Raw genomic sequence first — 24,932 nt, forward strand, 5'->3', positions numbered from 1 at the left:
TATTTGCTTATTCGAAATACACGTCAGTTAAAGCTTCTGAACCAGTTGGGTGCGGCTGGTAGCCTTTTAAATCATTAGATGCGGCAAGCATTGGAATTGAATGCACCAATGGAATCCAAGGCGCTTCGTCATGAATGATTTCCTGCGCTTTTTTATACAGCTCATTTCGTTTCTTTTGATCTGTGTCTGTTTGTGCTTCAATGAGGATGTCATGCATTTTATCGTTTTCGAAGAATGTATAGTTGTTACCGCCGATGCTGTCTTTATCCAGCAGTGTGTAAATGAAATTATCAGGATCGCCATTGTCCCCTGTCCAGCCTAATAAGAACACATCTGCTTCCCCTTTACTTGCTTTATCTAAGTAGGTTGCCCAGTCATATGTCACAATTTCTGCTTTGACGCCGACCTTTTCAAAATTTGACTGAATGACTTCTGCTACCTTCATCCCATCTGGCATGTATGGACGTGGTACAGGCATTGCCCAAAGCTTGATGCGAAAGCCGTCAGGGAAGCCCGCTTCTTTTAATAGTTCTTTCGCTTTTTCTGGATCATACGGATATGGCTCAATGTCGTCATTGTAGCCTTCTAAAGCTGGCGGCAATGGGTTTTTTGCTGGCTCAGCTAGTCCGCCATAAAATGACTCAATAATCGCTTCTTTATCGACCGCATAATTAAGTGCCTGACGAACCAGCTTGTTATCAAGCGGCTTTCTTGTGACGGTCAGTCCGATATAGCCTACGTTCATCGATGGTCTTTCAATGAGCTGGAGTGCTTTGTCGGTTTTAATGCCATCTAAATCTGACGGATTCACGCCATCCATTAAGTCGATCTCGCCTGTTTTAAGGGCATTTAAACGAGCAGAGTTTTCTGGAATGGAGCGGAAGATGATTTGATTCAGCTTTGGTTTATCCTTCTGCCAATAATACTTATTTTTTTCTAACACGATACGGTCGTTTTGCTTCCACTCTTTAAACTTGAATGGCCCTGTCCCCACTGGATTTTCTCTAAATGAATCACCGCTTTTTTCAACGGCCGCTGGACTGGCAATGCCAAATGGTGACATAGCAATGTTTTTGAGAAATGTCGCCTGCGGTCGCTTCAGCTGAAATTCAATTTCATGCTCGCCTTTGACGATGATGTCTTTAATGACATGCCCTTTATCTTTTTTGTAGCCGCCAAACATCCCATAGTAAGGAAACTTTTCTGCGTCTCCATTCATCCAGCGCTCAAAATTGAATTTCACTGCTTCTGCGTTAAAGTCTGTACCATCGTGGAATTTCACACCTTTTCTTAAGTAGAACGTGTATGATTTTCCGTCCTTTGCAACATCCCATTCTGTTGCGAGTCCAGGATGGATGGTCGTGTCTTTCTCACCGTAATTCAAAAGCTTTTCAAATATATTCTCTGTGACCTTGAAGGTTTCGCCTTCTGTCGTTGTGATTGGATCTAGTGAAGTGGAATCTCCCCCTCTGCCAAATACGAGGGTATCTTTTGTTGCCTTTTCTTCCGATGTCGGTGAAGACGAGCATCCCCCTAAAAAGAGCGCCAGTGCCAGCACAAAAATGAAACTACTGAATAACCATGTCTTCTTCATTGTGTTCCTCCTTTTGATATAAATAACACGCGGCCGCGTGCCCAGGTGCCTCCTCATACAAAGCAGGAACTGCTTTCAAGCATTTCTCCCATCTTTTTGGACACCTTTTGTAGAAAGGACAGCCGCCGTGTTCCATCAATGTGGTCTCTTCTGCTGCCACATCTTGCGCCTCTAGTACGTGATCCATATGTGGAATGGATTTCAGAAGCAGCGACGTATAGGGATGGAGCGGACTGTGAAACACATCTTCGGCAGGCCCCATCTCGACAATGCGCCCAGCATACATGACGGCGATCCGGTCGCTCATATATCTGACAACCCCAAGGTCGTGAGAAATAAACAAATACGTCAGAGAAAGCGTCTTTTGCAATTCAAGCATCAAATTCAAAATTTGCGCTTGAACGGATACATCTAAAGCCGAAACTGGTTCATCGGCAATAACTAGACTTGGGTGCGTTATAAGTGCTCTAGCGATACCGATACGCTGCCTTTGTCCGCCGCTGAATTGATGCGCATAACGTTCTCCGTAGGAAGGATCAAAACCAACAATGTGCAGCATCTCTTTTACCCGTTTCCGTCTTTCTGCTTTCGTCCCATGCTGATGGACAATCAGCGGTTCCTCTAAAATATCTTTGATTTTCATTCTTGGATTTAAAGAAGCATATGGATCTTGAAAGATCATTTGAATGTCTTTTCTTAAGGAACGCATATCTCGTTCTTTTAGAAGGGTGATCTCCTGCCCTTTTAATTGAATAGAGCCTGACGTCGGTTCAGTCAATCTCATTAGGCTTTTGCCAAGTGTTGATTTCCCGCAGCCTGATTCACCAACAATGCCAAGCGTTTCTCCTTCCTTCACGTGAAAGGACACTTGATTTAAAGCCAAAGTCGATTGTTTATGTTTAGAAAAAAAAGCGGCTGTGTCATACCGTTTTGTCAGCTGATTCACTTGCAAGAGTGTGTGACTCAGTGTCTTCTCCTCCTTCCATTTGAAAACATGCCACGCGGTGATTCTGTTCAATGGATTGTAAGGCTGGATCTTTTTCAAGACATTGCGCCATTTGATATGGGCAGCGTGGTGCAAATTGACATCCGGACCGGATGGCTCCTGGCTTAGGCACATGACCTGCAATAGAGATGAGTTTTTCTTTTTTCTCTTTAAACGATGGAACTGAGGCGAAAAGACCTTTCGTGTAGGGATGCAGAGGTTTTTGAAAAATACGGTCAACGGTTCCTTCTTCTACAATTCGACCGGCATACATAATCATGACTCGCTGGCATATTTGCCGCACGACGCCTAGATCGTGGGTAATAAATAAAATAGCAGTGTCCATCTCTTCGTTCAGCTTTTTGAGCAGACGAAGGATTTGCGCTTGAATGGTCACATCAAGTGCAGTTGTCGGTTCATCAGCGATCATAAGCTTGGGGTGACAAAGCATTGCCATTGCAATCATCACACGCTGGCGCATACCGCCTGATAATTCGTGTGGATATTTTTTAAGTAACGATTCCGCTTGCTTCAACCCAACTGTTTGAAGAAGATCAATCGCCTTCGCTTTTGCTTCTTTCTGACCGATTGCTTGATGTGTGAAAAGGGCTTCCGTCATTTGTTTGCCGATGGTCATCAATGGGTTCAGAGAGGTCATAGGCTCTTGGAAAATCATCGAAATGTCATTTCCTCTTATCTCTCGCCACTGTTTCTCTGAAAGTGACAACAGATTTTGCCCTTCGAAATGAATCTCGCCCGTTGTATCGGTTTGCTGATTCAATCCCATTAATGACATGCTTGTGATACTTTTCCCGCAGCCAGATTCGCCCACAATCCCTAACGTTTCCCCTTTTTGAATCGAGAACGATATGTGATGGACGATGGGCACTTTTTGCTTTTTCTGCTGAAACGCAATGGACAGCTGTTTGACATCTAGCAGCACGTCTTGTTCTTTCACATATTCACCACCCCGTCATACTTTTTAAAATTGTATTGAGACAAGCTGGGAAATATGTCATGTTTTTGACAACATAAAAAAGCCTATCCGATAGAATCGGATAGGCTTCTACTAATTTAATGTTTGAATGGTAAATAAATGACGATAGTGGCTGTCTTGGTTCATTAGTTCTTCGTGTGTTCCTTTTTCCACAATTTCGCCTTGTTCCATGACCACAATTTGGTCAGCGTGTGTAATGGTTGATAATCGGTGTGCGACAATAAAAGTTGTGCGATCCTTCGCCAGCTTTTGCATCGCTTCTTGAATGTAATGCTCACTTTCTAAATCAAGTGCAGACGTCGCTTCGTCTAAAATCAACAGCGGTGGATTTTTAAGAAATACCCTTGCAATAGAAATCCGCTGCTTTTGTCCGCCTGACAGCTTCACGCCCCGTTCTCCTACTTTCGTGTCATATCCTTCAGGAAGAGACATAATAAAATCATGCGCATTTGCCGCTTTTGCAGCCGACACGATTTTTTCAAAAGATGCTTCAGGGTCACCAACCGCAATATTTTCTTTAATCGTGTCACTGAATAGGAATGTATCCTGCAGCACCATTCCGACTTGATTTCGAAGACTTCTTGCTTTGTACTCTTTTATATCAATGCCGTCAATTTCAAGTGACCCGTTTGTGACATCATAAAACCTTGGAATTAAGCTGACGAGTGTCGACTTCCCTCCACCACTCATTCCTACAAGCGCAACCGTTTGTCCTTTTTCTACTTTCAAGGAGATATTGTGCAGAATCTCTTCCTGCGTGTGTTCATAACGAAACGACACATTTTTAAACTCTACCTCTCCTTTTAAATGATTGGCTTCTTTTGCATTCGGCCGGTCTGTGACCTCATATGGCTCATCAATAAACTCAAAGATCCGATCCATTGATGCAACGGACTGGGTTAACGTCGTGGATGAGTTAATGAGACGGCGAATCGGGTTGTACATCCGGTCAATATAGCCGACAAAGGCGATCATCGTCCCAATTGAAAGCGACCCGTTAATCACGGTGTAACCCGCAAATGCAATGATTAACAGCGGCGCAATGTCGGTGATGGTATTGACGACAGCAAATGTTTTGGCGTTCCAATTCGTATGGTTGATTGCTTTGTTTAAGAAATTTTTGTTTTCATCATGAAAATTCTCTTGTTCATATTCTTCAATCGCAAAGCTTCGAATGACCGGCATTCCTTGTACCCGCTCATGCAGGTGCCCTTGCACTTCAGCCAGTGCCTGTGACCGCTCTTTTGTCAGCTTACGAAGCCGTCCGTAAAAATATTTTACTGCAAACGCATATAGCGGAAAAATAATGACAGACACGATGGTGAGCTTAATATCCAGTGTACACATAATGGCGATCACGATCAGTACGGTCATCATATCCAGCCAAATGTTCATGAGACCTGTGATGACAAATTCCTTTGTCTGCTCCACATCGTTGATCACTCTTGAAATAATTTCTCCTGTTCTCGTGTTGGCATAATAACGAAGACTTAGCTTTTGAATATGTGAGAACAGCTTCTCCCGAATATCAAACAATACTTTACTGCCTGTCCACTGTGCGTAGTATTGTCTATAGTATTCAACAGGCGGCCTCATCACTAAAAATAATACGAGCATGATTCCCATTATGATCAGTAGAGTTGATGTCTTTTCTTCAGCAGACCCCGAGCCTTGAATGACATCATCAATGACATACTTTAAAAGCAGAGGCAATGTTAACGGAATCGAGAATTTAATCATCCCGATGACCATTGTTAATGCAATCTGTTTTTTATACGGTGTTACAAAAGCCATGTAGCGTTTAATGACCCCCATGTAAATCTCCTTCCCAATCTATCAGTGCCTCTTATCCGTACGCAGTCAAAAACCTGTTAGCCTAAAAAGCCAAACAGGTTTTTGGATGCTCTTGCTTATTTTGTATAATGTAAAAAACGTTCATACCACATATCCACAAATTCAGGAGCAAACGGACCTTTCCGCTGGTGAATCCAATGCAGTAATGTATTCAGATGCTCTCTTAAGATACTATCGATTTCTTTTGGATAATTCATCTGCCTCTTATGATCTGCATATTCGTCCTCATCCAAAATATTGTACGTCATGTCTGGAAAGACTTTGACGTCTAAATCGTAATCAATATACTTAATTGCCTCATCATCTGTCGCAAAAGGAGAGCTGATGTTGCAGTAATAATATACCCCATCATCTCTAAGCATCCCAATTACATTAAACCATTGTTTTGCATGGAAATAGCAAATAGCCGGTTCTCTCGTCATCCAAGTACGGCCGTCGGATTCAGTCACCATTGTACGGTCGTTTGCACCAATGATACACAATTCCGTTGCTTTCAGAATGGTGGTTTCATTCCAAATCCTGTGGATCAAGCCATTATGTTTATAGCTTTGAATTTGGATGGTTTCTCCTTCCTTGGGATAGCCCATATTTTCTCCCCTACTTTCTATAACAAACAAACCTAACAGTCCAAAGACCTAATTTCCCAACTAAACATGTCTCTATTATATTATACCGTTACATCATTAAAAAATGAAATGAAAAAGCCATTCAACCCAATTGAACGGCACACTGAATTACATCACGCTAGAACTCTTTTCCATCTGTTTATATGAATGGATGACCTCTTCTGTCTGTTTTTTAAATAAGGTTTGCACTTTTTGCAGTTCCTCACGTTTCTGTTTGATCTGATCACAAAGCCTATGCCACTCTTCTTTTTTTTCATCCTGCAGCAATTGTTTTTCTGTTTCTAAGCATAGATCGAGTTCTCCCTGCACATCGAGCAGCTGATCCATGAGCTGCATTTGTTCTTTTACAAGCTGATCGAAATCAGACATCTAACTCCTCCCTTTTCATCGAATCCACTTTTTGTCTGTATACCATTTCTTGAAAGAAGGAGGAAATCCTTTGACTGTTTATGTAGAGGTTTTACAGGTTTTGTCGGATGGTGGTGAGAGGCAAAAAGAAAAGCACTTCATTCGTATATGAAGTGCTTTCCTTTGTTTCAGTGATTAGCTGTTTTGTTGTTTGTTTTGCTCAGCTTTTTGATTGTATTTTTTTACGTGCTGTGCGTCAGTCTCGCTAGCAAATTCAGTGCCGTATTGACCACCTTGTGCAGCAGCTTGGTTTTGTTTCTTCACTTGTTGTGCGTTTGTTTTGTTTTGTTGTTGATCCATCATTATCACCTCCACGCACATTAATTTGTGCAGAAGGTGTACATCCTATTCATGATTTTTTTAAACAAGCAAAGAACGTCCGCCATCCACAATAATCGTCTGGCCTCTAATCATGTCTGCTTTGCCTGATACAAGGAATTCCACGCTGTCGACCATGTCTTTAATTTCCACCATTCGGCCGGCAGGTGTATTTTTCTTCGCATCTTCTAAAAGCTCTTCACGGTTCGGGAAGTGCTTAAGTGCATCGGTATCGATCGCGCCGCCTGATACAGCGTTGACGACGATATTTTTTTGTGAAAGCTCCACTGAAAGGTAACGTGTCAAAGCTTCTAGTGCTGCTTTTGATACGCCGACTACTGTGTAATTTTCAAGGTAGCGAATAGAGCCAAGAGAGCTAATGCTGACGATATGTCCGCCGCCGTTTTTCTCCATTAGTTTCGCCGCTTCTTGTCCGCAGAATAACAAGGCTTTCGCATTGATATTCATCGTCCAGTCCCAATGATTTTCTTCAAGGTCCATAATGGGACGCTGAACACCTGAAGCCGCATTGTTTACAAATACATCTAAACGGCCAAAGGTTTCGTCGATTTGCTGAAACATGTCTTTGATTTTCTCAGGCTGGCCAACATTGGCTTTAACAACCAATGTTTTGACACCCATTGCTTCAATTTCTTCCGCTGTTTCAAGTGCGGCTTTTTTGCTTCTCGCATAGTTAATGACAATGTCATATCCTTTTTCAGCGAGGCGAAGGGCCACTTCTTTCCCTACTCCTCTGCTGCTTCCTGTAATTAATGCACATTTACGTTGACTCATTATGGTTCATCTCCTGATTTGAATAGTTTTCGTTCATTCGCTTCACACTAATAGGAAAGTTCCTATTAGGAGGTTACATTCATGTATGTCGGACGCGATTTAAGCCAGCTTGGCATGATGTCCAAGGATCAATGGAAAGATACTGAGCTTGCTTACTTTCATCATGCTTTCCAACAAATTTTACCTTATTTGAATGAAGAAGGGCAATCTAAGTATCGAGAAATCATTTCTGAAATTGAAGACCGCGGGGGATTGCACCGAAATGAAGCTGATTATACCCACGGTACAACGGTTAAATACGACTAGGCTGCTCAAGTGCCAGCTTCCAAATTTTTTGGTGTGAGACTGGCAAAGCATACGCCTCAAATTCTTCTGTTGTGACTTTTTTCAGCTTCGTGTCATCAGATACAGAGGTAACTCGTCCAAAGAAAACAGAGATATTCCAGATGAGGTGGGTAAATACATGCTGAATGGTGCCTTCTAAATCACCAAGCTCCGCTTGTACACCCGCCTCCTCTTTTAAGAAATCAATCAGCTGCTCTTTTTCCGTTTTTCTTCCCTTCATGGTTTCCATGTTAGGAAATTCCCATAAATTCGCAAGGAGGCCTGTACTTGGCCGCTTATGAATATATAGGTTGCCTGCGTCATCAAATAACACCGCTGCTGCCATTGATTTTGCAGTCGGCTTTTTCTTTTTGCTTTTCACTGGGAGCTCATGCTGAACGCCTTCCTCGAGGGCCGAGCAATGCATGTTCACAGGGCAAATGAGGCAGGCAGGGGAAGTTGGAGTGCAAATGAGCGCACCTAACTCCATCAGCCCTTGATTAAATTCTGACGGCTTTTCCCGGGAAATGAGCTGATCGACCGCAAATTCGAAAATATTTCTCGTTTTTGGTTTTGCAATATCATCCCATACGGACAAAATACGAGAAATGACCCTCATCACGTTGCCGTCTACCGCAGGATACGGCTTGTTATAGGCGATACTCAGCACTGCGCCGCTCGTATATGGGCCTACACCTTTGAGCTTTGAAAATTGCTCTTTCGTATCAGGGACAACGCCACCGTAGGATTCATATACTTCTTTCACAGCTGCCTGTAAATTACGCACTCTTGAGTAGTAACCAAGACCTTCCCATGCTTTCATGACCTTTTCTTCATCAGCTAAAGCGAGATCTTTCACCGTCGGAAACTGCTCCATAAACCGGTTGAAGTACGGAATGACCGTATCTACTCTCGTTTGCTGGAGCATGACTTCTGATACCCAGACGCGGTATGGATCTTGATTTTCACGCCATGGCAATGTTCGTTGTTCTTTTTCATACCAATCAATTAAATCATGCTGAAAGCCCGCAATATCTTTGCGGTCCAGCTTTTCTTGAATGTCTTTCATATCTATACTCCTTCTCATTGGACCGAGGGCTAACGTTCTGAATAGAACCTTATTTGTTGTATACTGTTTGTAGATACGTTAACATGTTACATTAAATCGGGATAAAGCAAAAGTGATTTTGCACATAGTCTTGATTGGAGACGTATACTTTGTATGATTGTTCCTAAGCATGATAACTAGGAGGTAATCAATTGGACACTGGTACTCATGTAGTAATGGGCATTTCTCTTGGGGGACTTGCACTTTTAGATCCAGCCGTCAGCGCAGATCCACATATGGCACACGCCGTGATGATCGCGACCATCGCCGGCTCCCAAGCACCAGACATTGATACTGTGCTAAAACTAAAAAATAATGCGGTTTATATAAGAAATCACCGAGGATTTACACATTCCATTCCGGCTGTACTGTTCTGGTCATTGCTGATTCCGGCTGTGATTTTTCCATTTGTGCCGGGGGCGAATTTACTTCACCTCTGGTTATGGACACTATTAGCCGTTGTGCTTCATGTGTTTGTTGATATTTTCAACGCATACGGCACTCAGGCCATTCGTCCATTTTCGAAGAAATGGGTAGCGCTAGGGATCATTAATACGTTTGATCCGTTTATCTTTTTTACACACCTTGTCGCCATAGTCGTTTGGGCGATTGGCGGACATCCCGGCTATACGTTTATTACGCTGTATGCGGTGATTTTCTGTTACTATATCGTCAGGGTCATTATGCAGCTACAAATTAAACGTCAGCTGCGTGCACGATTCGATGAAATTGAAGAGATTATTATTTCGCCAACAATGAAGTTCAGACAATGGCGCATTGCCGTGAAATGTAAATCCTCTTTCCATGTTGGGCGCAGCATGAATGGAGAAGTCGTCATTTTAGACACCTTTAACCGGGTGCCGGTCCCTGACACAGAGATTATGAAAATTGCCAAACAAGACGAAAACATTTCAGCCTTTCTCTCCTTCTCCCCTGTCTACCGGTGGGAAGTGGATAAATACAAGGATCATTATGAGGTACGGTTCATTGATTTGCGCTACCGCAGCAAAGGTCATTATCCTTTTGTCGCAATCTGCCATATCGACATGGACCACCAAATCAAAAATTCCTATACAGGCTGGATTTTCAGTGAAGAAAAACTGCAAAAAAAATTAAGACTCGGCTCTGTGTGAGCGAGTCTTTTTTTGTGCTTCACTTTTACAACTTCGTCATATATTCCACAATAAACTCCCAAAAGCCAGGTCCTTCTTGGTAAATCAGCCGGTCTATTTTTTCGATGAGTTTGATATAGAGTTCTTGTTCGAGGTCTTCTCTTTCTTGATATGCCGTGTTTTGTAGTTTCTTTTTGATCATGGGTGTGAAGGTTTCAATGAGTTCTTCCATTTCTCCATTGGTGATTTTGTCTCCGTGCACGGACATCTCCCCCTGTTTCTTCTTTTAGTTTGTTGAGTGCTTTTTTGTGAATGTTTGAGATGTTTTGTCTTGTTTCGCCTAACTGATCGGCTATTTCTTTCATCGTTTGGCCTTCGACATAGATTTGGGTTAAGACCATTTTTTGTTTGTCTGTGAGCTGCTGGTAGGCCTTGTACAATGTTTGATCTTGCAAGTGCTCCCCTAGGTCTTGCTGGTTGAAGAGCACGGCTTCATACGTATCTGTTTGAACAGGGTCTTTCACTTCTTGCGTATCAGGATGATCGAGTATGAGCGGAAAACGCTGCTGTTTCTTTTTTACTCGTTTGTCAAAGTCGACTGAAAAGATGCGTATCATTGTGGAGATATACTTGATGATGCGGATTTTCTGATAGAACTGTTTGAACTCGGAATCTAGTTTTTTGGCATTTTCCTCGTTTGGCTCTTCCATGACTTGCCGGAGCAGCTGCTCGTTTTTCGGGTTGCTTAAAAACTGCTGAATGAGCGGGTGATCAATGATTTCTTTCCATTTTGCTTTCAATAACAGCCGATAATCCATGTGCATCCTCCCCTTTGTTCCCTCTACTAGCATTAAGTGGACAAAAGTTAAAAAAAGTAAACTTCGTGAAACGGGTCTAATGATTCATTTTCTCCCCCTCTGCTTTCCTTTTTCTTCTTTCATACCACTTATATAGAAGACGAGCATCCGCTGGGAGGTGAGACAAATGGAGACCTTTTTTTCAGAGGAATGGTTGAAGCAGCTCGGTCAGGCTGGCTTTCCTGCCATTTTGACGGTTTACTTGCTGACACGCTTTGAACGAAAGTTTGATGAATTAAGCAAGCTCATCCAACGATTAGTCGCTGCTCAAAAAAATGATGAATCAGATTGACATCTGCTTGATTCGTTTCACCTTATGAAAACGAGGGCGAAATGAAAGGCCTTTTGTCACCTCACACAATACGATGTTGAAAGGGGATTTTATCATGAGTGAAAAGCAAAATGGAATACCACAGCCGATTCGAGGAGAAAAAGGAGCAACGGTCAAAATTCCACGTAATCTCGAGCGGGACAGACAAAATCCAGATATGCTCACGCCGCCAGAAACCGATCATGGAACGGTCTCCAACCTGAAATATTCTTTTTCTGATACACACAATCGTTTAGAAAAAGGCGGCTACGCCCGCGAGGTAACGGTCCGCGAACTGCCGATCTCTAAAAGTCTTGCATCTGTCAATATGCGGCTAAAGCCTGGTGCGATTCGTGAGCTGCACTGGCATAAGGAAGCGGAATGGGCGTACATGATTTATGGGGAAGCCCGGATTACATCGGTTGATGCAGAGGGGCGCAATTTTACAGAGGATGTGACTGAGGGTGATTTGTGGTACTTCCCATCTGGCCTGCCGCACTCTATCCAAGCACTTGAACCGGGAGCTGAATTCTTGCTTGTGTTTGATGATGGGTCATTCTCAGAAAATAGTACGTTCCAAGTAACCGATTGGCTTGCCCACACGCCAGAGGAAGTCGTGCTCAAGAACTTCGGTATGACAAAGGAGCAATTTGACAAGCTGCCAGAGAAAGAAAAGTATATTTTCCAAAAAGGAATTCCTGGTTCCCTTGAATGTGACAAGGTGAAAACAGAGCAAGGAGAAGTCCCGAATTCCTTTAAATATGAACTGTTAAAACAAGAGCCGATTACGTCAAGCGGCGGACAAGTGTGGATTGCGGACTCTACCAATTTCAAAGCGTCTAAAACGATTGCATCCGCTCTTGTGAAAGTTGATCCAGGTGCCATTCGCGAGCTGCACTGGCATCCAAATACGGATGAATGGCAATATTTCATTTCTGGAAAAGCACGAATGACGGTATTTGCTTCTGATGGACATGCGAGAACCTTCAACTATCAGGCGGGAGACGTTGGATATGTCCCATTTGCGATGGGGCATTATGTAGAAAATACAGGCGACGAACCGCTTTATTTCTTAGAAATCTTTAAGAGCGATCATTATGCAGACATTTCACTCAATCAGTGGCTTGCGGTCACACCGAAACAGCTTGTTCTTGATCATTTAGATCAAGGCGAAGACTTCTTAAAACTGCTTGATACTGAAAAACATCCTGTGATCGCTGCACCTAAAAAAGAGGATTAACATATAACTTCCTGCAAAAAGGCTGTCCTTTTTGCAGGTATCTTCATGTAAAGGAGTGTTGATTCACCTATGCAGCAATCTGTTCACGCTTTATGGCAAGGGCTGAAATGGCTCATGGCGGCGTCGGCTGTCTGTTACATATTTTTGTTGTTTTGTGTACTGTTCTTTCATTTAACGGGTGCTTTTTATCAATCGATTTTATCGATGCTTTTATTTATGGGCATCTATGTGGTACTTGGGATATCCTTTGAGCATGTGGAGCATGTGCTCATGAGGATTGTTAGAAAGTGCCGTTCCAAAAAACGCTCCATCGTTTTCTATGCCATTTCAATTCATCTCTTGTTTATTTGGGGTGCTGTCTATTTATCAGATGAATTGGTAGGCGGCATTTTACTGTCTACTTCTGAGGAAATTCTCTTTGCCCTAAGCCTTTGGTTGTTTCATTTTTTGTTTGATTATGCGACGTTTTCGTTTGAGAAAGAAGCTTAGTGATTTGCTTCATATGATGGATATCGTGTTCGATCAGCCCTTGGAAATAACTTAATAACTTGGTTTGACCAATAAAAAAAGGTTCATTCCAGCGAGATGGTTCGATTTTTTTCATTTCTTGAAGTAATTCTGTTCTGACAGAAATAAATCGCCCAATCGTCTCGCTTCTTTCTTCCTTTCTTGCTCTTTCGGCTGACTGCTGATTCATTTCAAGCGCATCAGGCGCCTGCGGTAACGCTTGCTCGTTCCAACATTCCTTTAAACGGTCGTGTAAAATAAATTCATCCCACGGAACGAAATGAGCGATGATCTCAGCAATGCTCCATTTTCCCTCAGCGATGGCGCTGCGCCACTCTTTGTCTGTTAATTCCGTTAGCGACTGTAACCATTCAATGGAGTGTTGATAGTGTTTTATCACGGTGTCTTTGTTCATGTTTTGTTATCCCCTCCATGTTTGTTTTATCAGAAATTGGTTTGTTTCATCCTTGCGAAATCATGTATAACATATTATCATATACTTTAATTACCAAATAAAAAGGGGGAATTGTCATACGCTGTCCTACATGAAAAAGCTTATTTTTTTGCACTAAAATAAACCGACCGGTCTGTTTATAAAAAAGGAGGAAAAATGATGAAATCTCAAAATGTGATCATTATCGGCAGTGGTGTAGCAGGATTGGCTACTTCTTTATTTTTAAAAAAGGCTGGAATGGAAAGTACGATTTATGAAAGCAGGTCAGATGAAAAATTAGAAACAGGCGCAGGTTTTTTACTGTCTCCAAATGGGGTAAAGATTTTGGATGAAATCGGGTGTAAAAATGAAGTGATAGCAAATGCAACCGTGATAAAGAAAATCCAGCAAATAAACAGTGAAAATGAAGTGGAAGCAATCTTTAACAATCATAGTGAAAAATATCATCATGCCCCTTTGATCAACGTCATGAGAGCACAAATCATAACCATTCTTTTAAAGGAAGTGCAACGCCAAGGAATAGAAGTGAAATACAACAAAAAGGTAACCTCGATCAAACAGCAGCCTCATTCCGTTCAGGTTCTTTTTGAAGATGAAACTGTGATAACAGGTGATATTGTAATAGGAGCAGATGGAACTTTTTCGAAAACAAGAGAAGCGGTTGCGTTTAATGCTAAATTAGACTATAGCGGTTTTTGGGGACTTCAAGGGGTATCGTTTGTGAAGGATTTTGTATTGGATGAGGCAACAAGTTATTTTTACAATGACGGAAACTTTCAATTCATTTTTGGAAAAGCGCATCCAACAAATAAAATGAATATTTTATGGCAAGCTTTCTCTCAGTGTCCTGAGAAGTTACCTACAAAACATTTTGAGAAAGCCAATAAAGAAACCATTCGACAGTTATTATATCAACAAATGGAAGGCTGGAATATTCCGAAGCACCTTTATGACATTATCGATCATACAGAGATGTTTTTCCCAAGAAGTATTTATGAAATCAAGAATCTCTCTGTGTGGTCAAAAGGACGCGTTGTTCTTGTAGGTGATGCTGTACATACGGCTAATCCTTTTGTTGGTCAAGGAGCATCGTATAGTCTAGAAGATGCGATGGTCATAGCAAAGATGCTGAGGGATCATGATTATCGAGATGCGTTCTATTATTATGAACAGGATCGAAGAAAGAGGACAGAAGAATTGAATGCGCTATTTCAGCACATGAGTATTCAAAACGATATTGATAAAAAAATGAACGAATACAATATTGAATGGGATGAAGAAACTTACGTATGAGATGAAAGATAAAAAAAACACCACTTATGATGAAAAGTGGTGTTTCTTGTGTTTTCTCCGTGCATATAGGATCGCACCAATCAAACTGACGAGTGAAATCAACGCGAGAATTCTCATATAAGGCGGATAGTAGGTTAGCACAATCTCGTTTTTGCCTTTTTCTATTGGAAAACCGATAAAGGCGTAATTGGCTTGTTCAATATCGGTCTGCTTCCCGTTTACCGTGAGCTCCCAGCCTTTTTCATATGGTACTGGCAAGATCATATAATCATCGCCGCGTTTGTTATCATATGAAATCGTAAAGCGGTTGTTTTCGAGCTTTACCTGCTGGCTGCCATTATCCTGTTTTTCTTTTTCATATGCTTTTTCTAGAATGCGGTAAGGCTCTTGATACAGCCTCAGTTGATTGAGTTCATACGTCCCTTTTGGTACTCGAATGGAAAGGATTTTTTCCGCAGGGACTCGAATCGTCACTTCATTGACGCCTGTTTTGTAGATGGATGTATTGCTTTTTCGTGAGGTGACGTAGTTGTCAACGGATAACTGAAATCCTTCGTTCCGGTCTGTCCGCTTCACATAAAAGCTCACATACACATCCCCAGCGCGGGCCATATCATCTGGCAGCGTGATATTCAGACCGCCTGTTTCTCCGTATACATCAAGCACGCCGTGTTCGTATACGGCTTGTTCCGTATGAATCTTTGTATCCTTGACTCGATCTGGCGCATGCTCAATTTCAGCGTTTCCTTTTTTGTCTAAAATCACACCCTGCAGCATCGCATGCTCCCTATCAAGTGCTGAGGCATTTTTTAAGGATTCTTCTGAATAAATCGTGCTTGTTGTTCTTGCAAATGGCAGCGGCCGTGTATTTTCATACACTTTATAATGCTCGCTTTCCAATATTGGCTTAAAATAAGCTGGCGGTGAGTAAGGCATCGTATTGTCTCTCATATAATACTTTCCGTAGGTCAGGCTGTATAAATTCGCCCTGTCCCCCATTGTTGCATAACGGCTGACACTTTCACGTCCCATATCGATTTGCAGGTCATTCCAGTAGAAATTGAGCAAATGCTGATTCAATATACTTGAATACGCACTCATGCCTTGAAAGCCTTCAAATAACGGGGTATTGTTGCGCACGCCATTCATCCAATCAATCCGGGCAAGCGGATCTTTTGAGGAGCGGCTTTGAATCTGCTGAATGAGCTTCATTTGCTCATGTCCAGCATACGCTTCACTATTCAGATATGTATCTGATACGCTCTTAATATTGCTTCTTTCAGATAAGTAGCCCTGCTGATACACGCCTGCTGTCAGTAAGCTGAAAACGATGAGCACAGCTGAAAAGAGACGAAGGTGCTGGCGTTTTTCTGCATGAATCACAAGGAAAAACAAGCTGATCACAAGCAGTCCTATGCCTGTAAATACAACAACATCCATATTTCCCTTTGCTCGTTCTGATAAGATGACTGCGAGAAGAAACACGATCCAAGCGCCTAAGACCGCACGTTTTTTCCACTTCCACTCAATTTGCGAGAAATGCTTGATGGTGATGGCTGCGACCGCTCCAACTGTAAAAGCAAGAATGTATTCAAACCTGTACTGCGGTGCTGAAAAACCATTAAACACGCTCGCCATCTTTGGACTGTAGTGAAAAACAATGAGCAGAACGCTGATTGATGTAAACATGAAAAACCACCTGTTCCGGTAAAGCGGAACGAGGAACATACAAATGAGAAAGATCACAGGTAATAAATACACCCTGCTTGTAAACAGCAGATGATCATGCAGCTCGAACCAAGGAATGGCTTGTTCATAAGGAGGTCTTATATTATTAAGAAATCCATAGACAGATGGGACAAAAAAGGCAGCACTGATTCCAAAGGATAACAGCGTAGAGACCGCCAGCGTCCAGAATACCTTCCATCCCTGCTCCTCACTTCTCAGCTTGATAATATACCTGAAGACAAGATAGATCGCTAAAAAGATAAAATGAATATAAGCAAAGTAAAAATTGTTGATGAGCATCAGGCTGCAACTCGCAATAAACCAAGCCGGCTTACCCGTTTTGAAAATCCGTTCAACCCCAAGCACAAGCAGCGGAAGCCACATCATACTGTCGGTGAAAAACTCCCAAAACGTTTGATGCCGAAAATATACAATAGACAATCCGTAGATTGCGGCTCCTGTTAATGCGCTCAGCCTATGCTGAACCATTGAAAGAAGCACACGGTAAGCGATGAAAAGAATAAGCGTCAGCTTGATCACACTCAGCCAAATGACGGCATTTGCCCAGAAATGAATGTCCGTTGACTGGATGAGATGGAGCGCATTCATCAGGCAGACGACAGCGACTGTGACCATAAAGACAGTCGACGTTGTGAAATAATAACCTAATTGCGTATATGTACCGCCGCCCAGCCCGAATTGATAGGAATAAAAGAAGTTCCCTTTGACGTATTCATCGTAAAGCAGCTTTTTAAAAGGGAGCATTTGCGAGATCCCGTCTCCATCTCCTGTCATGTACCGCCCTTGCGTATATTCATATAAGAAAAAAGAGTGGCCTAATAAAGCGAGAATGAGGCACATTCCAATGATTATCCATCTACGTTTCATCATCTAAATCCTTTCCACAAAAGATCCACTGTTCTTTGAAACAAAACAACCCAGCAAGCGATTCGTGCTTGCCGGTTATTTGACTCCACGTTATTTAAATAACTGTGTTAACACTCGGTCTTGTTCCTTTGAGCTTGTCTCTTGTTCCACCACATTTGATTCCTGGATTAAATAATGCGGCCTCTTTTTCGTTTCATAATAGATACGGCCAATATATTCTCCAATCACACCTAGACTCAAAAGCTGGACACCTCCGAGGAACAGCACAGCCGATATTAAAGTAAAATACCCCGGCACTATAATGCCCGTTCTGACGATTTGAATAAAGGTGGCTACGATGTAAATCAATGAGAGAAATAAGATTAGTATGCCAGTATAAAAACAAATTCGCAGCGGGCGATTGTTAAAAGAAATGACGCCATCTATGCCATAGTTAAATAATTTCTTCAGTGACCATTTTGTATCACCATGCTGTCTTTCTACATTTTCATAATAGATGACCTTTTCTTCAAACCCAATCCAGCAAAAAAGCCCTTTCGAAAAACGATTTCCCTCTTTCAGCTGAAGCAGTGCATCGATGGCTTGGCGTGAAATTAAACGGAAATCCCCGACGCCATCACGCAAGTCCACTTCTACTACCTTGTTCATCACCTTATAGTACATAGATGACAGGTATGAGCGCAGCTTGCTGTCACCTTTCCGATTCCGTTTGGCAATGACTTGATGATAACCTTCTTCATACCCTCTGACAAAGTCCTGAATTAAATACGTCGGGTGCTGCAGATCGGCGTCCATAATAATCGCAGCTGCTCCTTTTGCATGTTCTAGACCTGCCAAAATAGCGGCTTCCTTTCCAAAGTTACGCGAAAAGGAAATATATTTAACTTTTGCACTTTTGCGAGAGAGCTCTCTCATATATTGTAGCGTGTTGTCTTTGCTTCCATCATTCACAAAGATGATTTCAAAGTCATAATGAAAATCGCGAAACTCTTCCTCGAGTGCCTCAAAGATTCGTCTGATGTTTTCACCTTCATTGTAAGAAGGAATTATCACAGAGAGCAGTTCCCGTTCCATATCGCACCTTCTCTTCACTTTTTTCATATAGTCTGATATGTTCATTATTCCTTTTTTGTCAGAAAACGAAACCCTTTTTTATTATCCATAAATTACATGTGTCTTCAATCGTTTCATTATATCAGAGTTTTATTTCCAGTGATTTTCGGTAAGATGAATTTAATGTAATTTTAAGTTTAATCATTGTAAAAAGCCTGTAATTTCGATCACAGACTGGGTATTGTGTCATAAAGTTATTTGTTCATTTGTATATTTTCCTAATGATTGAAAAAGATGAATAGAAGTAAAAGGGCAACCTTTTAGTGAAGCAGCCCTCGATTGTTTTGTTGCAGATGCTCATTTGCCTTTGATTGTTTATTTTGAAATAAATGCAGCTGCGCGCCGTAGCTCTCGATCCACTCTTGGACAATTCGTTCTGTTGTTTCCTGTCCTTTATACTTGCGGCCAGCCTTTGCATAAGTCGTTTCAAAATCACTCCAAAGCAGTTCTACCCATGTACGTGCTTCGTCATATGTCAGCATATTGTTTTTTTCCATAAGTTGTTCTGTTAGTCGCTCAAAGTATTGTTCCATGCCTGTTCCTCCTTCATCTAGCAGAAAGTGCCTTTTTAAAAAAACTTCTTTTTTCATATACTACCCTTACGTCTTCAAAAGACGCAAATGATTTGTATTGTTTGGAGGGAATCGATATGCGTAATAAAGCAAAAGGCTTTCCAAATCAGGTAAATCACAAGTTTGAAGGCGAACCAGGCGCTACAGATGCTTATGCCTCTAAACGGCCGAATGGTGAAACGAATACACGTCCACAGGAACGTATGAGGGCATCAGGGAAACGCTAATTTTTCCAAAGGGAGTGCTTGAGATATGAGTTCAAATGGGAAATCGTATATGGCAGACTTTGTTCAATTAAGGACAACCGCTTACCCTCAACCATGGGCAAATGCAAAGCATTCTGCCTCTCAGGTCAACGGAGAAACGCAGCAAACGCAGCACGACATCGTACTTCAGAACAACGTCCGTAAACAGCGTTCGAAGTAAAGAAAAGGACTGATCTCTAAGATCAGTCCCTTTTTAAAATGTTAGCATTTTTTCTTCTTGCCTAAGCGCAAATGCGAGGGTTTGTCCGCGCGCTGGCTCAGTCCTTTTGCGTCAGCATTGAAATCGGCAGGGCATCTTCCTTATTTGGAGCCGATACTCTGTATCCCCACGCAAAAACGCCATTTAGATATTCTACATAAAACTCTTCTTCTGTGTCTTTGATTTGGTAAGTTGTTTTCGTTTGAATCAAGGCTGGATTTAATAAATAGGCTTTCGCCATATCGATTTTCCGTTCTAAAACTGCGTATTCATTCACAATGCCAAGCTGCTCAGCCTTTCGTGCTTTTTCAGAAAGGGTGGCAATTTCCTGCTTTAATTCGTATTCTGTCATCTCACTATAGCGTTTTTCCATCTGTCATTCCCCTTTGTCTAAAACGTGATCAATTGTATCGAGATCAAAGCCTTTTCTGAATAAAAATTGCTTCACTTTCATCTTCTTTTCAAATGATCCGTCATACCCTACCTTGCGTTTTGCCTTCTCCAGCATATAAAGGAGGGCTTCTTCTTCCTTTTCCTCTTCTTGTCCATCATAGGCTTCTTGAAGGGCTTTATCAATGATCTCAAACGAAAATCCTTTTCGCTGCAGCTGCAGCTTGATGCGCTGCTCGATCTCTTTTGCAGAACGATTTTTTTCTTTTTTGACAAGCTTGAGCACCTGCTTTACAGCTTCCTCGAGCTGTAGGTCATCAGGGTATTGCGATAGCGCCTGTTCAATCGTGTCATCGTCTATGCCTTTGAGCTTCAATTCTTTTTTTAAGACGGACGGTCCTTTACTGTTCGTTTTCCGGTGGGTGCTGACATAGGCTTCTGCAAATTCAAGATCATTTACATACTTATAATGCTTCAATTTGTGTATAATTTCACTAATAGCAGGTGCAGGGATTTCTTTTTTCGTTAAATAATCGGTGACTTCTTTCACTGATCTCATTCGGTAGGATAAATAATCAACGGCCTGCTGAAATCCTTTTTTCACCGAATCACCGAATTGAATCTCAATGATATCTGCTTCGTCCAGCTCTTTTCCTTTTTTCAAATCGTGCTGGACGAGCACATCTAAATCAACGCTAAAGGCGTACTTTTCATCAAGAAAGATGTTTACCCGCTCTGTATTGTTTTTCTGAGCAGAAATTTTTGTAATATAGGGCATCCTGTGATCACTCCTTTTCCAAAACAGTCAGGATGTTTCTTCTGATTCAAAATCGTGAAAGATATAGGTATGTATATGAGAGGAGAGATGTCAATTGAATATCGCCATTACCGGAGGAACCGGTTTTATCGGCCAGCATATCACAAAAGTGCTCGCTGCTGAGGGACATCATCTATATATTTTAACAAGAAATCCAAAGGAATCCGAACAAAATCATTTACATTATGTGCAGTGGCTGACCGAAGGTGCTGCGCCTGAGCATGAATTGCCTGCCATCGATGTATGGATTAACCTTGCTGGAAAATCCATTTTTACACGCTGGACAGACAAGGCAAAAGAAGGCATCCTCTCCAGCCGTCTCAAATCAACACAAGAAGTAAGACGCATTATAGAAGCGCAGGAATCGAAACCATCTGTGCTGATTCAAGCAAGTGCTGTCGGAATTTATGGCACATCTCAAACAGGAGATTTTACGGAGGAATCACCTCCTGCAGATACTGATTTCTTAAGTCATACATCAAAGCTTTGGGAGGCTGAGGGACAAAAGATTGAAGCCCTCGGCATTCGTACGGTCTACACACGCTTTGGCGTCGTGTTAGGAGAAAAAGGGACACTGCCACTGATGGCACTGCCATATAAGCTGTTTGCCGGCGGGACCATGGGCTCTGGCACACAATGGGTTTCATGGGTACATGTCGAGGATGTGGCACACCTCATTCATTATGCCATTCAAAACGACGACATTTCAGGACCACTTAATGTCACGTCTCCGAATCCTGTTCAAATGAAACAGCTCGGACAAACCATCGCCTCTGTCCTTCACCGTCCTCATTGGCTGAAGGTCCCATCTTTTGCGATGAAAACGATACTTGGCGAAATGTCATTACTTGTTTTAGAAGGTCAGCGTGCTCTTCCGAAAAAGGCACTGCTTTCTTCTTATGACTTTTTGCATCCTGAACTAAAAGAAGCGATTTTGCATTCTAAGGAATAAATGTTGTCAAAAACACCCATCCTATTAGAAATGATATGAGGGGGCGATTTTGATGAAGAAAAAAGAACACCAGCCAACTTCGAAACTGAAGAAAACCCAGGAAGTCCTGTATCAGCAGGAATTCAAAAAAGCGGAAAGAGCAGCAGAAAAAAGAAACAAATAAGACGGATATTCCCCTCCAACAAGCACATAACTAAAGTGATCTTGTAAAGGAGGGAAAGGCTTTGAAAAAAGACCAACACAAAAAATCCAACCACGAGCTCGCGGCACAAGAGACGGATGGCGAATATGTTGAATTTTCCAAAGAACTTGCAGATCCGAATGACGTAAAAGCAATGGCACGTATGAAAGCAGCCGATCAGCGCGCCAAAAAACAATAAGTAAAAAAGCAGACCTTATTCAGCGGTCTGCTTTTCTTTTATTTGATTTCAGTAAGAAGACTTGATGCTTTCTGACGTGATTTTTCCTCAGGCACCTCTTCTGGATAACCTATATGAAGGATCGCAGCAAACCGTTCGTTTTCCTTTAATCCCATGTCTTGTTGAAAGCCTTTGTCGTATAAAATACGTCCGCTCTTCCATACCATACCGATCCCTTGATCCCACGCAAGCAGCTGAAGATTTTGAATGAGCGCGCTCACGGCGGCAAAATCATCATTTCTCACCACACGGTTCTCGTCTTCTTTTAGTACGACAAGTAAAAGCGCTGGGACCTTGGAGAAGTAATCTCTGTAATGATTGATTTTTTCTTCTTTTGCATCTGGATTGTTGCGCTGAAAGAAAGCAATGAAGCGTTCTACAAAAGTCGCTTTGGCTTCTTCCGTCACCGCATATAAAAAGCGCCACGGCTCCGTGATTTTATGGTTCGGTGCATAGACCGCATCCTCTAATAACGGCTGAAGCTGCTCAATCGTCACCGGTGTGTCTTTGAATTTTCGAATCGATCGTCTATATCTGACAGCGTCTCGAACCGTTAACGCTTCTGTTTGTTGTTTCGTTTCTGGCATATATGTCATCCTTTCAATCAACTTAATTGAAATTGATTCTCATTCACATTATAAACGTCATCTCGTGCAGTTGCAAATCAAGTATCCCTCCTCCCCGTCTGCTAAATAGTTGTTTGACTTTTTCAAGTAATGTTACAATCATATTACGTTTTAAACAAATTTTGAGAAAAAAGCCAAGATGATGAAATGATTATCAAGTATTACCATTTTATCTGATCTGTTTTTTTGTCAAAAGGCTTTCAACCATGATTGGAAGGGAGGCTTCTGAATGGAATGAAAATCAATATTGGACAAATCATTAAACTCTACCGTTATAAACAAAATATGACCCAATCTGAATTGGCAGAAGGAATTTGTTCTGTCTCTCATTTAAGTAAAATTGAAAATGGCTCAAAGGAGGCCAATCAAGATACGATCAATCTGCTGCTTGAACGGCTTGGCATCAGCCAAGAAAAGCTGTCACAAAAGGCGCGTCATCTACTGTCACTTTTGGATGAGTTTCAAATGAATATGTATTTCTATGCTCTCGATCAGGCTGAACAAAATGCAGAAATGATTATTCAGCATGAGGAGCAGTTCTTTTCGCTCGATTTAGGCATTCAGTATCATTTGTCCTTATTTCAATTTTATTTATTAACGGATAAACAGCCGCTTGCCTTAAAAACACACCGCGTGCTCAAAAAATTCGAAAAAACCTTTATTGAAACGGAAAAAGAAATTTTTGAATATCTTGACGGCATTCATCAAATTAAAATTGGTCAGCTTGAAGATGGGCTGAAAAAGCTTGAAAGCTGCTTTTCCTACGCTTCAGTCGAACAAAGTGATTTGTATTATCACTATGCAAAAGCACTTGGAAACATGGGACAGCTGGGTGATGCACTTGAAGCGACACATCAAGCGATGGATTTATATAGACAAAAGAACAATTTCAAGCGGATTATTCACTGTACACTCATTCACGGCGTGATCTCACTTGAACTAAAAGCCTATCAAACTGCGAAAAAATATATAAAGGAAGTGATTTTGCACACGTCCCTTCACCCTGATGCCTATATTAAAATGTCCGCGTATTTTTATTACGGGGTGCTCTTAAAACGTGAAGGTGATTTCTCTTCATCTGTGCCTTATTTACTAGATTCACTCAATTACTTTAATCAAGAACAGATAGAAGATCGTTACTGTGAAACGCTATATGAAATTGCGACACTATATGCTGAATATGACCGCAAAAAAGCACTTCCCTACATACACGAGCTGTTAAAACAGCCTCGTATTCAGCCAAACTGTTTATATATGATCAAAATCTATAAATTGATGATTGAGGAAAACCCTCTTGATTTGAAAACCTATTTGGTCGAAGCAGCCCTTCCTTACTTTGAACACAATGAGCTGCACAGTGAATATTTGTTTGCGCTTAGAACCTTGCTTACCTATGCAGGTGCTGAGCTTGATGAGCAGGCCTATAAGTCCTACACAAAGAAACTGTTAGATCATTTAACAGTATATCTTCCCTATTACAAAAAAGCATGACCTTCTGCCGATCGAAGGTCATGCTTTTTCTATTTTTTAAATGGTCTCTTGTTGATCTGTATCATGATGGTTCACCCGTTTGACAGAATGAATATACCGTCTTTTTGCAAAGAAATCGTACGCATGCTGTCCAAAGCCAAGCCAAATACTGAGCACGATGAATGGGACCGTTCCCCATAAAGCAGGGATATGGCAAGCCATACGCAGCCAAGTATAAATCCCTGAATTCTTTTGATTTTTGGCTAGGGAAATAGACACAATTCGTTTTTCCGCCTTCTCTTCACTGATTTTATTCAGCCTGAGCAGCTGCGAGTGTCTAAAGGATTCAAAGTGAATCCGATTTTTCCAATCGAGTGATCTTAACACATCAATCGTTTTTGCACATGCAGGGCTTTGTCCGTCATAAAACACAAGCAGCCTCAGTGATTTAATGGAACGCTGTTCTCTTTTTTTCGATTCAGCGAGCTTCTTTTTTTCTTGATCGAGATAAATGATTTTTTTCATAAATTGATCGCCTGTCCTTTTCCGTCATTTTTTTAGTTCGTTCAAAGGAGATTACAACTAGATTACTATAGTTGCTGGGCCTCTTGTATTGGGAAAAAGCCAACCGTTGTGCGTTATATGAGCCTTTGGATAAGGGCAAAATCATTGATTTCATGGCATATATGAGGTTTTTCAACTAAAAGTGG

General features: G+C 41.6%; 30 protein-coding genes and 1 pseudogene. 12 read left to right on the forward strand and 19 right to left on the reverse strand.

The genetic code is table 11. The annotated features are described in order from the left end of the window. Positions 1–7: 7 nt before the first annotated feature. The 8 genes and pseudogenes from MHI60_RS03175 to fabL all read right to left on the reverse strand — a co-directional run bounded on the left by MHI60_RS03175 (position 8) and on the right by fabL (position 7,577). The gene (locus MHI60_RS03175; protein ID WP_144485671.1) at positions 8–1,594 is read right to left on the reverse strand and encodes an ABC transporter substrate-binding protein; all 1,587 of its coding nucleotides are present in this window, start codon (positions 1,592–1,594) and stop codon (positions 8–10) included. Continuing rightward, entirely contained in the window at positions 1,569–2,546 is a 978-nt protein-coding gene (locus tag MHI60_RS03180; protein ID WP_095408029.1) for an ABC transporter ATP-binding protein, read from the reverse strand. Before MHI60_RS03180 ends, MHI60_RS03175 begins: the two co-directional genes overlap by 26 nt. Further along, on the reverse strand, positions 2,515–3,537 hold the full coding sequence (locus MHI60_RS03185; protein WP_144485673.1) for an ABC transporter ATP-binding protein: 1,023 nt from the start codon (positions 3,535–3,537) through the stop codon (positions 2,515–2,517). The genes MHI60_RS03180 and MHI60_RS03185 overlap by 32 nt, the downstream gene beginning before the upstream one ends. Before the next feature lie 111 nt (positions 3,538–3,648). Then, entirely contained in the window at positions 3,649–5,391 is a 1,743-nt protein-coding gene (locus tag MHI60_RS03190) for an ABC transporter ATP-binding protein (RefSeq protein WP_144485675.1), read from the reverse strand. A 95-nt stretch (positions 5,392–5,486) separates the two neighbouring features. Beyond that, positions 5,487–6,017, reverse strand: a complete 531-nt coding sequence (locus MHI60_RS03195; protein ID WP_024425209.1) for a DUF402 domain-containing protein — start codon at positions 6,015–6,017, stop codon at positions 5,487–5,489. Between the two features lie 147 nt (positions 6,018–6,164). Next, the gene (locus MHI60_RS03200) at positions 6,165–6,425 is read right to left on the reverse strand and encodes a YgaB family protein (protein WP_095408026.1); all 261 of its coding nucleotides are present in this window, start codon (positions 6,423–6,425) and stop codon (positions 6,165–6,167) included. A 174-nt stretch (positions 6,426–6,599) separates the two neighbouring features. Beyond that, a pseudogene (locus MHI60_RS03205) lies at positions 6,600–6,749 on the reverse strand (gamma-type small acid-soluble spore protein); the annotation flags it as partial. A gap of 75 nt (positions 6,750–6,824) precedes the next feature. Then, positions 6,825–7,577 carry an enoyl-[acyl-carrier-protein] reductase FabL gene (gene fabL, locus MHI60_RS03210; protein ID WP_024425211.1) on the reverse strand — a complete coding sequence of 251 codons (753 nt, stop codon included), beginning with the start codon at positions 7,575–7,577 and terminating at the stop codon, positions 6,825–6,827. Positions 7,578–7,658: 81 nt separating this feature from the next. On the opposite strand from fabL, the gene MHI60_RS03215 reads away from it, so the two are divergent. Beyond that, positions 7,659–7,883, forward strand: a complete 225-nt coding sequence (locus tag MHI60_RS03215) for a hypothetical protein (protein WP_003217808.1) — start codon at positions 7,659–7,661, stop codon at positions 7,881–7,883. Here the strand turns inward: MHI60_RS03215 and mutY are convergent. Then, on the reverse strand, positions 7,870–8,970 hold the full coding sequence (gene mutY, locus MHI60_RS03220; protein ID WP_144485677.1) for an A/G-specific adenine glycosylase: 1,101 nt from the start codon (positions 8,968–8,970) through the stop codon (positions 7,870–7,872). The genes MHI60_RS03215 and mutY overlap by 14 nt on opposite strands. 191 nt (positions 8,971–9,161) lie before the next feature. Between mutY and MHI60_RS03225 the strand changes: the two genes are divergently transcribed. Further along, complete coding sequence (locus MHI60_RS03225) at positions 9,162–10,142, forward strand: metal-dependent hydrolase (RefSeq protein ID WP_034623275.1); 981 nt, start codon at positions 9,162–9,164, stop codon at positions 10,140–10,142. Positions 10,143–10,167: 25 nt separating this feature from the next. Here MHI60_RS03225 and rsoA read toward each other — a convergent pair whose 3' ends face one another. Both rsoA and MHI60_RS03235 read right to left on the reverse strand, forming a co-directional pair. Further along, positions 10,168–10,389, reverse strand: a complete 222-nt coding sequence (gene rsoA, locus MHI60_RS03230) for a sigma-O factor regulator RsoA (protein ID WP_186318701.1) — start codon at positions 10,387–10,389, stop codon at positions 10,168–10,170. Then, the gene (locus tag MHI60_RS03235; protein WP_144472392.1) at positions 10,337–10,939 is read right to left on the reverse strand and encodes a sigma-70 family RNA polymerase sigma factor; all 603 of its coding nucleotides are present in this window, start codon (positions 10,937–10,939) and stop codon (positions 10,337–10,339) included. The genes rsoA and MHI60_RS03235 overlap by 53 nt, the downstream gene beginning before the upstream one ends. Positions 10,940–11,105: 166 nt before the next feature. Here MHI60_RS03235 and MHI60_RS03240 point away from each other — a divergent pair, with 166 nt between their 5' ends. The 3 genes from MHI60_RS03240 (at position 11,106) to MHI60_RS03250 (ending at position 13,017) form a co-directional block, all read left to right on the forward strand. Then, on the forward strand, positions 11,106–11,270 hold the full coding sequence (locus MHI60_RS03240) for a YvrJ family protein (protein ID WP_073204399.1): 165 nt from the start codon (positions 11,106–11,108) through the stop codon (positions 11,268–11,270). Between the two features lie 94 nt (positions 11,271–11,364). Further along, positions 11,365–12,528 carry an oxalate decarboxylase family bicupin gene (locus tag MHI60_RS03245; protein ID WP_024425215.1) on the forward strand — a complete coding sequence of 388 codons (1,164 nt, stop codon included), beginning with the start codon at positions 11,365–11,367 and terminating at the stop codon, positions 12,526–12,528. 114 nt (positions 12,529–12,642) lie between these two features. Then, positions 12,643–13,017 carry a regulatory YrvL family protein gene (locus MHI60_RS03250; protein ID WP_342502683.1) on the forward strand — a complete coding sequence of 125 codons (375 nt, stop codon included), beginning with the start codon at positions 12,643–12,645 and terminating at the stop codon, positions 13,015–13,017. Here the strand turns inward: MHI60_RS03250 and MHI60_RS03255 are convergent. Beyond that, positions 12,926–13,450, reverse strand: a complete 525-nt coding sequence (locus tag MHI60_RS03255) for a DinB family protein (RefSeq protein ID WP_144485679.1) — start codon at positions 13,448–13,450, stop codon at positions 12,926–12,928. The genes MHI60_RS03250 and MHI60_RS03255 overlap by 92 nt on opposite strands. A gap of 198 nt (positions 13,451–13,648) precedes the next feature. On the opposite strand from MHI60_RS03255, the gene MHI60_RS03260 reads away from it, so the two are divergent. Continuing rightward, a complete protein-coding gene (locus tag MHI60_RS03260; protein ID WP_144472396.1) occupies positions 13,649–14,782 on the forward strand; it encodes an NAD(P)/FAD-dependent oxidoreductase in 1,134 nt (377 codons plus the stop codon). 24 nt (positions 14,783–14,806) lie between these two features. Here MHI60_RS03260 and MHI60_RS03265 read toward each other — a convergent pair whose 3' ends face one another. The 3 genes from MHI60_RS03265 to MHI60_RS03275 form a co-directional block, all read right to left on the reverse strand. Then, positions 14,807–17,401 (reverse strand): YfhO family protein, encoded by a 2,595-nt coding sequence (locus tag MHI60_RS03265; protein WP_144485681.1) that lies wholly within the window; start codon positions 17,399–17,401, stop codon positions 14,807–14,809. Between the two features lie 87 nt (positions 17,402–17,488). Continuing rightward, entirely contained in the window at positions 17,489–18,472 is a 984-nt protein-coding gene (locus MHI60_RS03270; protein ID WP_144485683.1) for a glycosyltransferase family 2 protein, read from the reverse strand. Positions 18,473–18,771: 299 nt separating this feature from the next. Beyond that, entirely contained in the window at positions 18,772–19,044 is a 273-nt protein-coding gene (locus tag MHI60_RS03275) for a YfhJ family protein (protein ID WP_024425219.1), read from the reverse strand. 116 nt (positions 19,045–19,160) lie between these two features. Here MHI60_RS03275 and MHI60_RS03280 point away from each other — a divergent pair, with 116 nt between their 5' ends. Together MHI60_RS03280 and MHI60_RS03285 are read left to right on the forward strand one after the other, a co-directional pair. Further along, the gene (locus tag MHI60_RS03280) at positions 19,161–19,310 is read left to right on the forward strand and encodes a small, acid-soluble spore protein K (protein ID WP_003217849.1); all 150 of its coding nucleotides are present in this window, start codon (positions 19,161–19,163) and stop codon (positions 19,308–19,310) included. Positions 19,311–19,335: 25 nt separating this feature from the next. Further along, complete coding sequence (locus MHI60_RS03285; protein WP_008360604.1) at positions 19,336–19,509, forward strand: YpzG family protein; 174 nt, start codon at positions 19,336–19,338, stop codon at positions 19,507–19,509. A 97-nt stretch (positions 19,510–19,606) separates the two neighbouring features. Here MHI60_RS03285 and MHI60_RS03290 read toward each other — a convergent pair whose 3' ends face one another. After that, on the reverse strand, positions 19,607–19,921 hold the full coding sequence (locus MHI60_RS03290) for a YfhH family protein (protein WP_144485685.1): 315 nt from the start codon (positions 19,919–19,921) through the stop codon (positions 19,607–19,609). Between the two features lie 3 nt (positions 19,922–19,924). After that, entirely contained in the window at positions 19,925–20,716 is a 792-nt protein-coding gene (gene recX / locus MHI60_RS03295; RefSeq protein WP_024425808.1) for a recombination regulator RecX, read from the reverse strand. A 94-nt stretch (positions 20,717–20,810) separates the two neighbouring features. Here recX and MHI60_RS03300 point away from each other — a divergent pair, with 94 nt between their 5' ends. The 3 genes from MHI60_RS03300 (at position 20,811) to MHI60_RS03310 (ending at position 22,087) form a co-directional block, all read left to right on the forward strand. Next, a complete protein-coding gene (locus tag MHI60_RS03300; protein WP_144485687.1) occupies positions 20,811–21,707 on the forward strand; it encodes a TIGR01777 family oxidoreductase in 897 nt (298 codons plus the stop codon). A gap of 52 nt (positions 21,708–21,759) precedes the next feature. Beyond that, entirely contained in the window at positions 21,760–21,870 is a 111-nt protein-coding gene (locus MHI60_RS03305) for a YfhE family protein (RefSeq protein WP_017358836.1), read from the forward strand. A gap of 61 nt (positions 21,871–21,931) precedes the next feature. After that, positions 21,932–22,087 carry a YfhD family protein gene (locus MHI60_RS03310; protein WP_024425223.1) on the forward strand — a complete coding sequence of 52 codons (156 nt, stop codon included), beginning with the start codon at positions 21,932–21,934 and terminating at the stop codon, positions 22,085–22,087. Positions 22,088–22,125: 38 nt separating this feature from the next. On the opposite strand, the gene MHI60_RS03315 is transcribed toward MHI60_RS03310, so the two are convergent. Then, positions 22,126–22,713 (reverse strand): nitroreductase, encoded by a 588-nt coding sequence (locus MHI60_RS03315; RefSeq protein WP_144485689.1) that lies wholly within the window; start codon positions 22,711–22,713, stop codon positions 22,126–22,128. Positions 22,714–22,986: 273 nt separating this feature from the next. On the opposite strand from MHI60_RS03315, the gene MHI60_RS03320 reads away from it, so the two are divergent. Then, positions 22,987–24,243 carry a transcriptional regulator gene (locus MHI60_RS03320; RefSeq protein WP_144485692.1) on the forward strand — a complete coding sequence of 419 codons (1,257 nt, stop codon included), beginning with the start codon at positions 22,987–22,989 and terminating at the stop codon, positions 24,241–24,243. A 36-nt stretch (positions 24,244–24,279) separates the two neighbouring features. Here MHI60_RS03320 and MHI60_RS03325 read toward each other — a convergent pair whose 3' ends face one another. Continuing rightward, on the reverse strand, positions 24,280–24,747 hold the full coding sequence (locus MHI60_RS03325) for a DUF393 domain-containing protein (protein ID WP_024425226.1): 468 nt from the start codon (positions 24,745–24,747) through the stop codon (positions 24,280–24,282). Positions 24,748–24,932 lie beyond the last annotated feature (185 nt).

The organism is Bacillus sp. FSL K6-3200 (assembly GCF_038630485.1).
Lineage (GTDB): Bacteria > Bacillota > Bacilli > Bacillales > Bacillaceae > Bacillus > Bacillus safensis.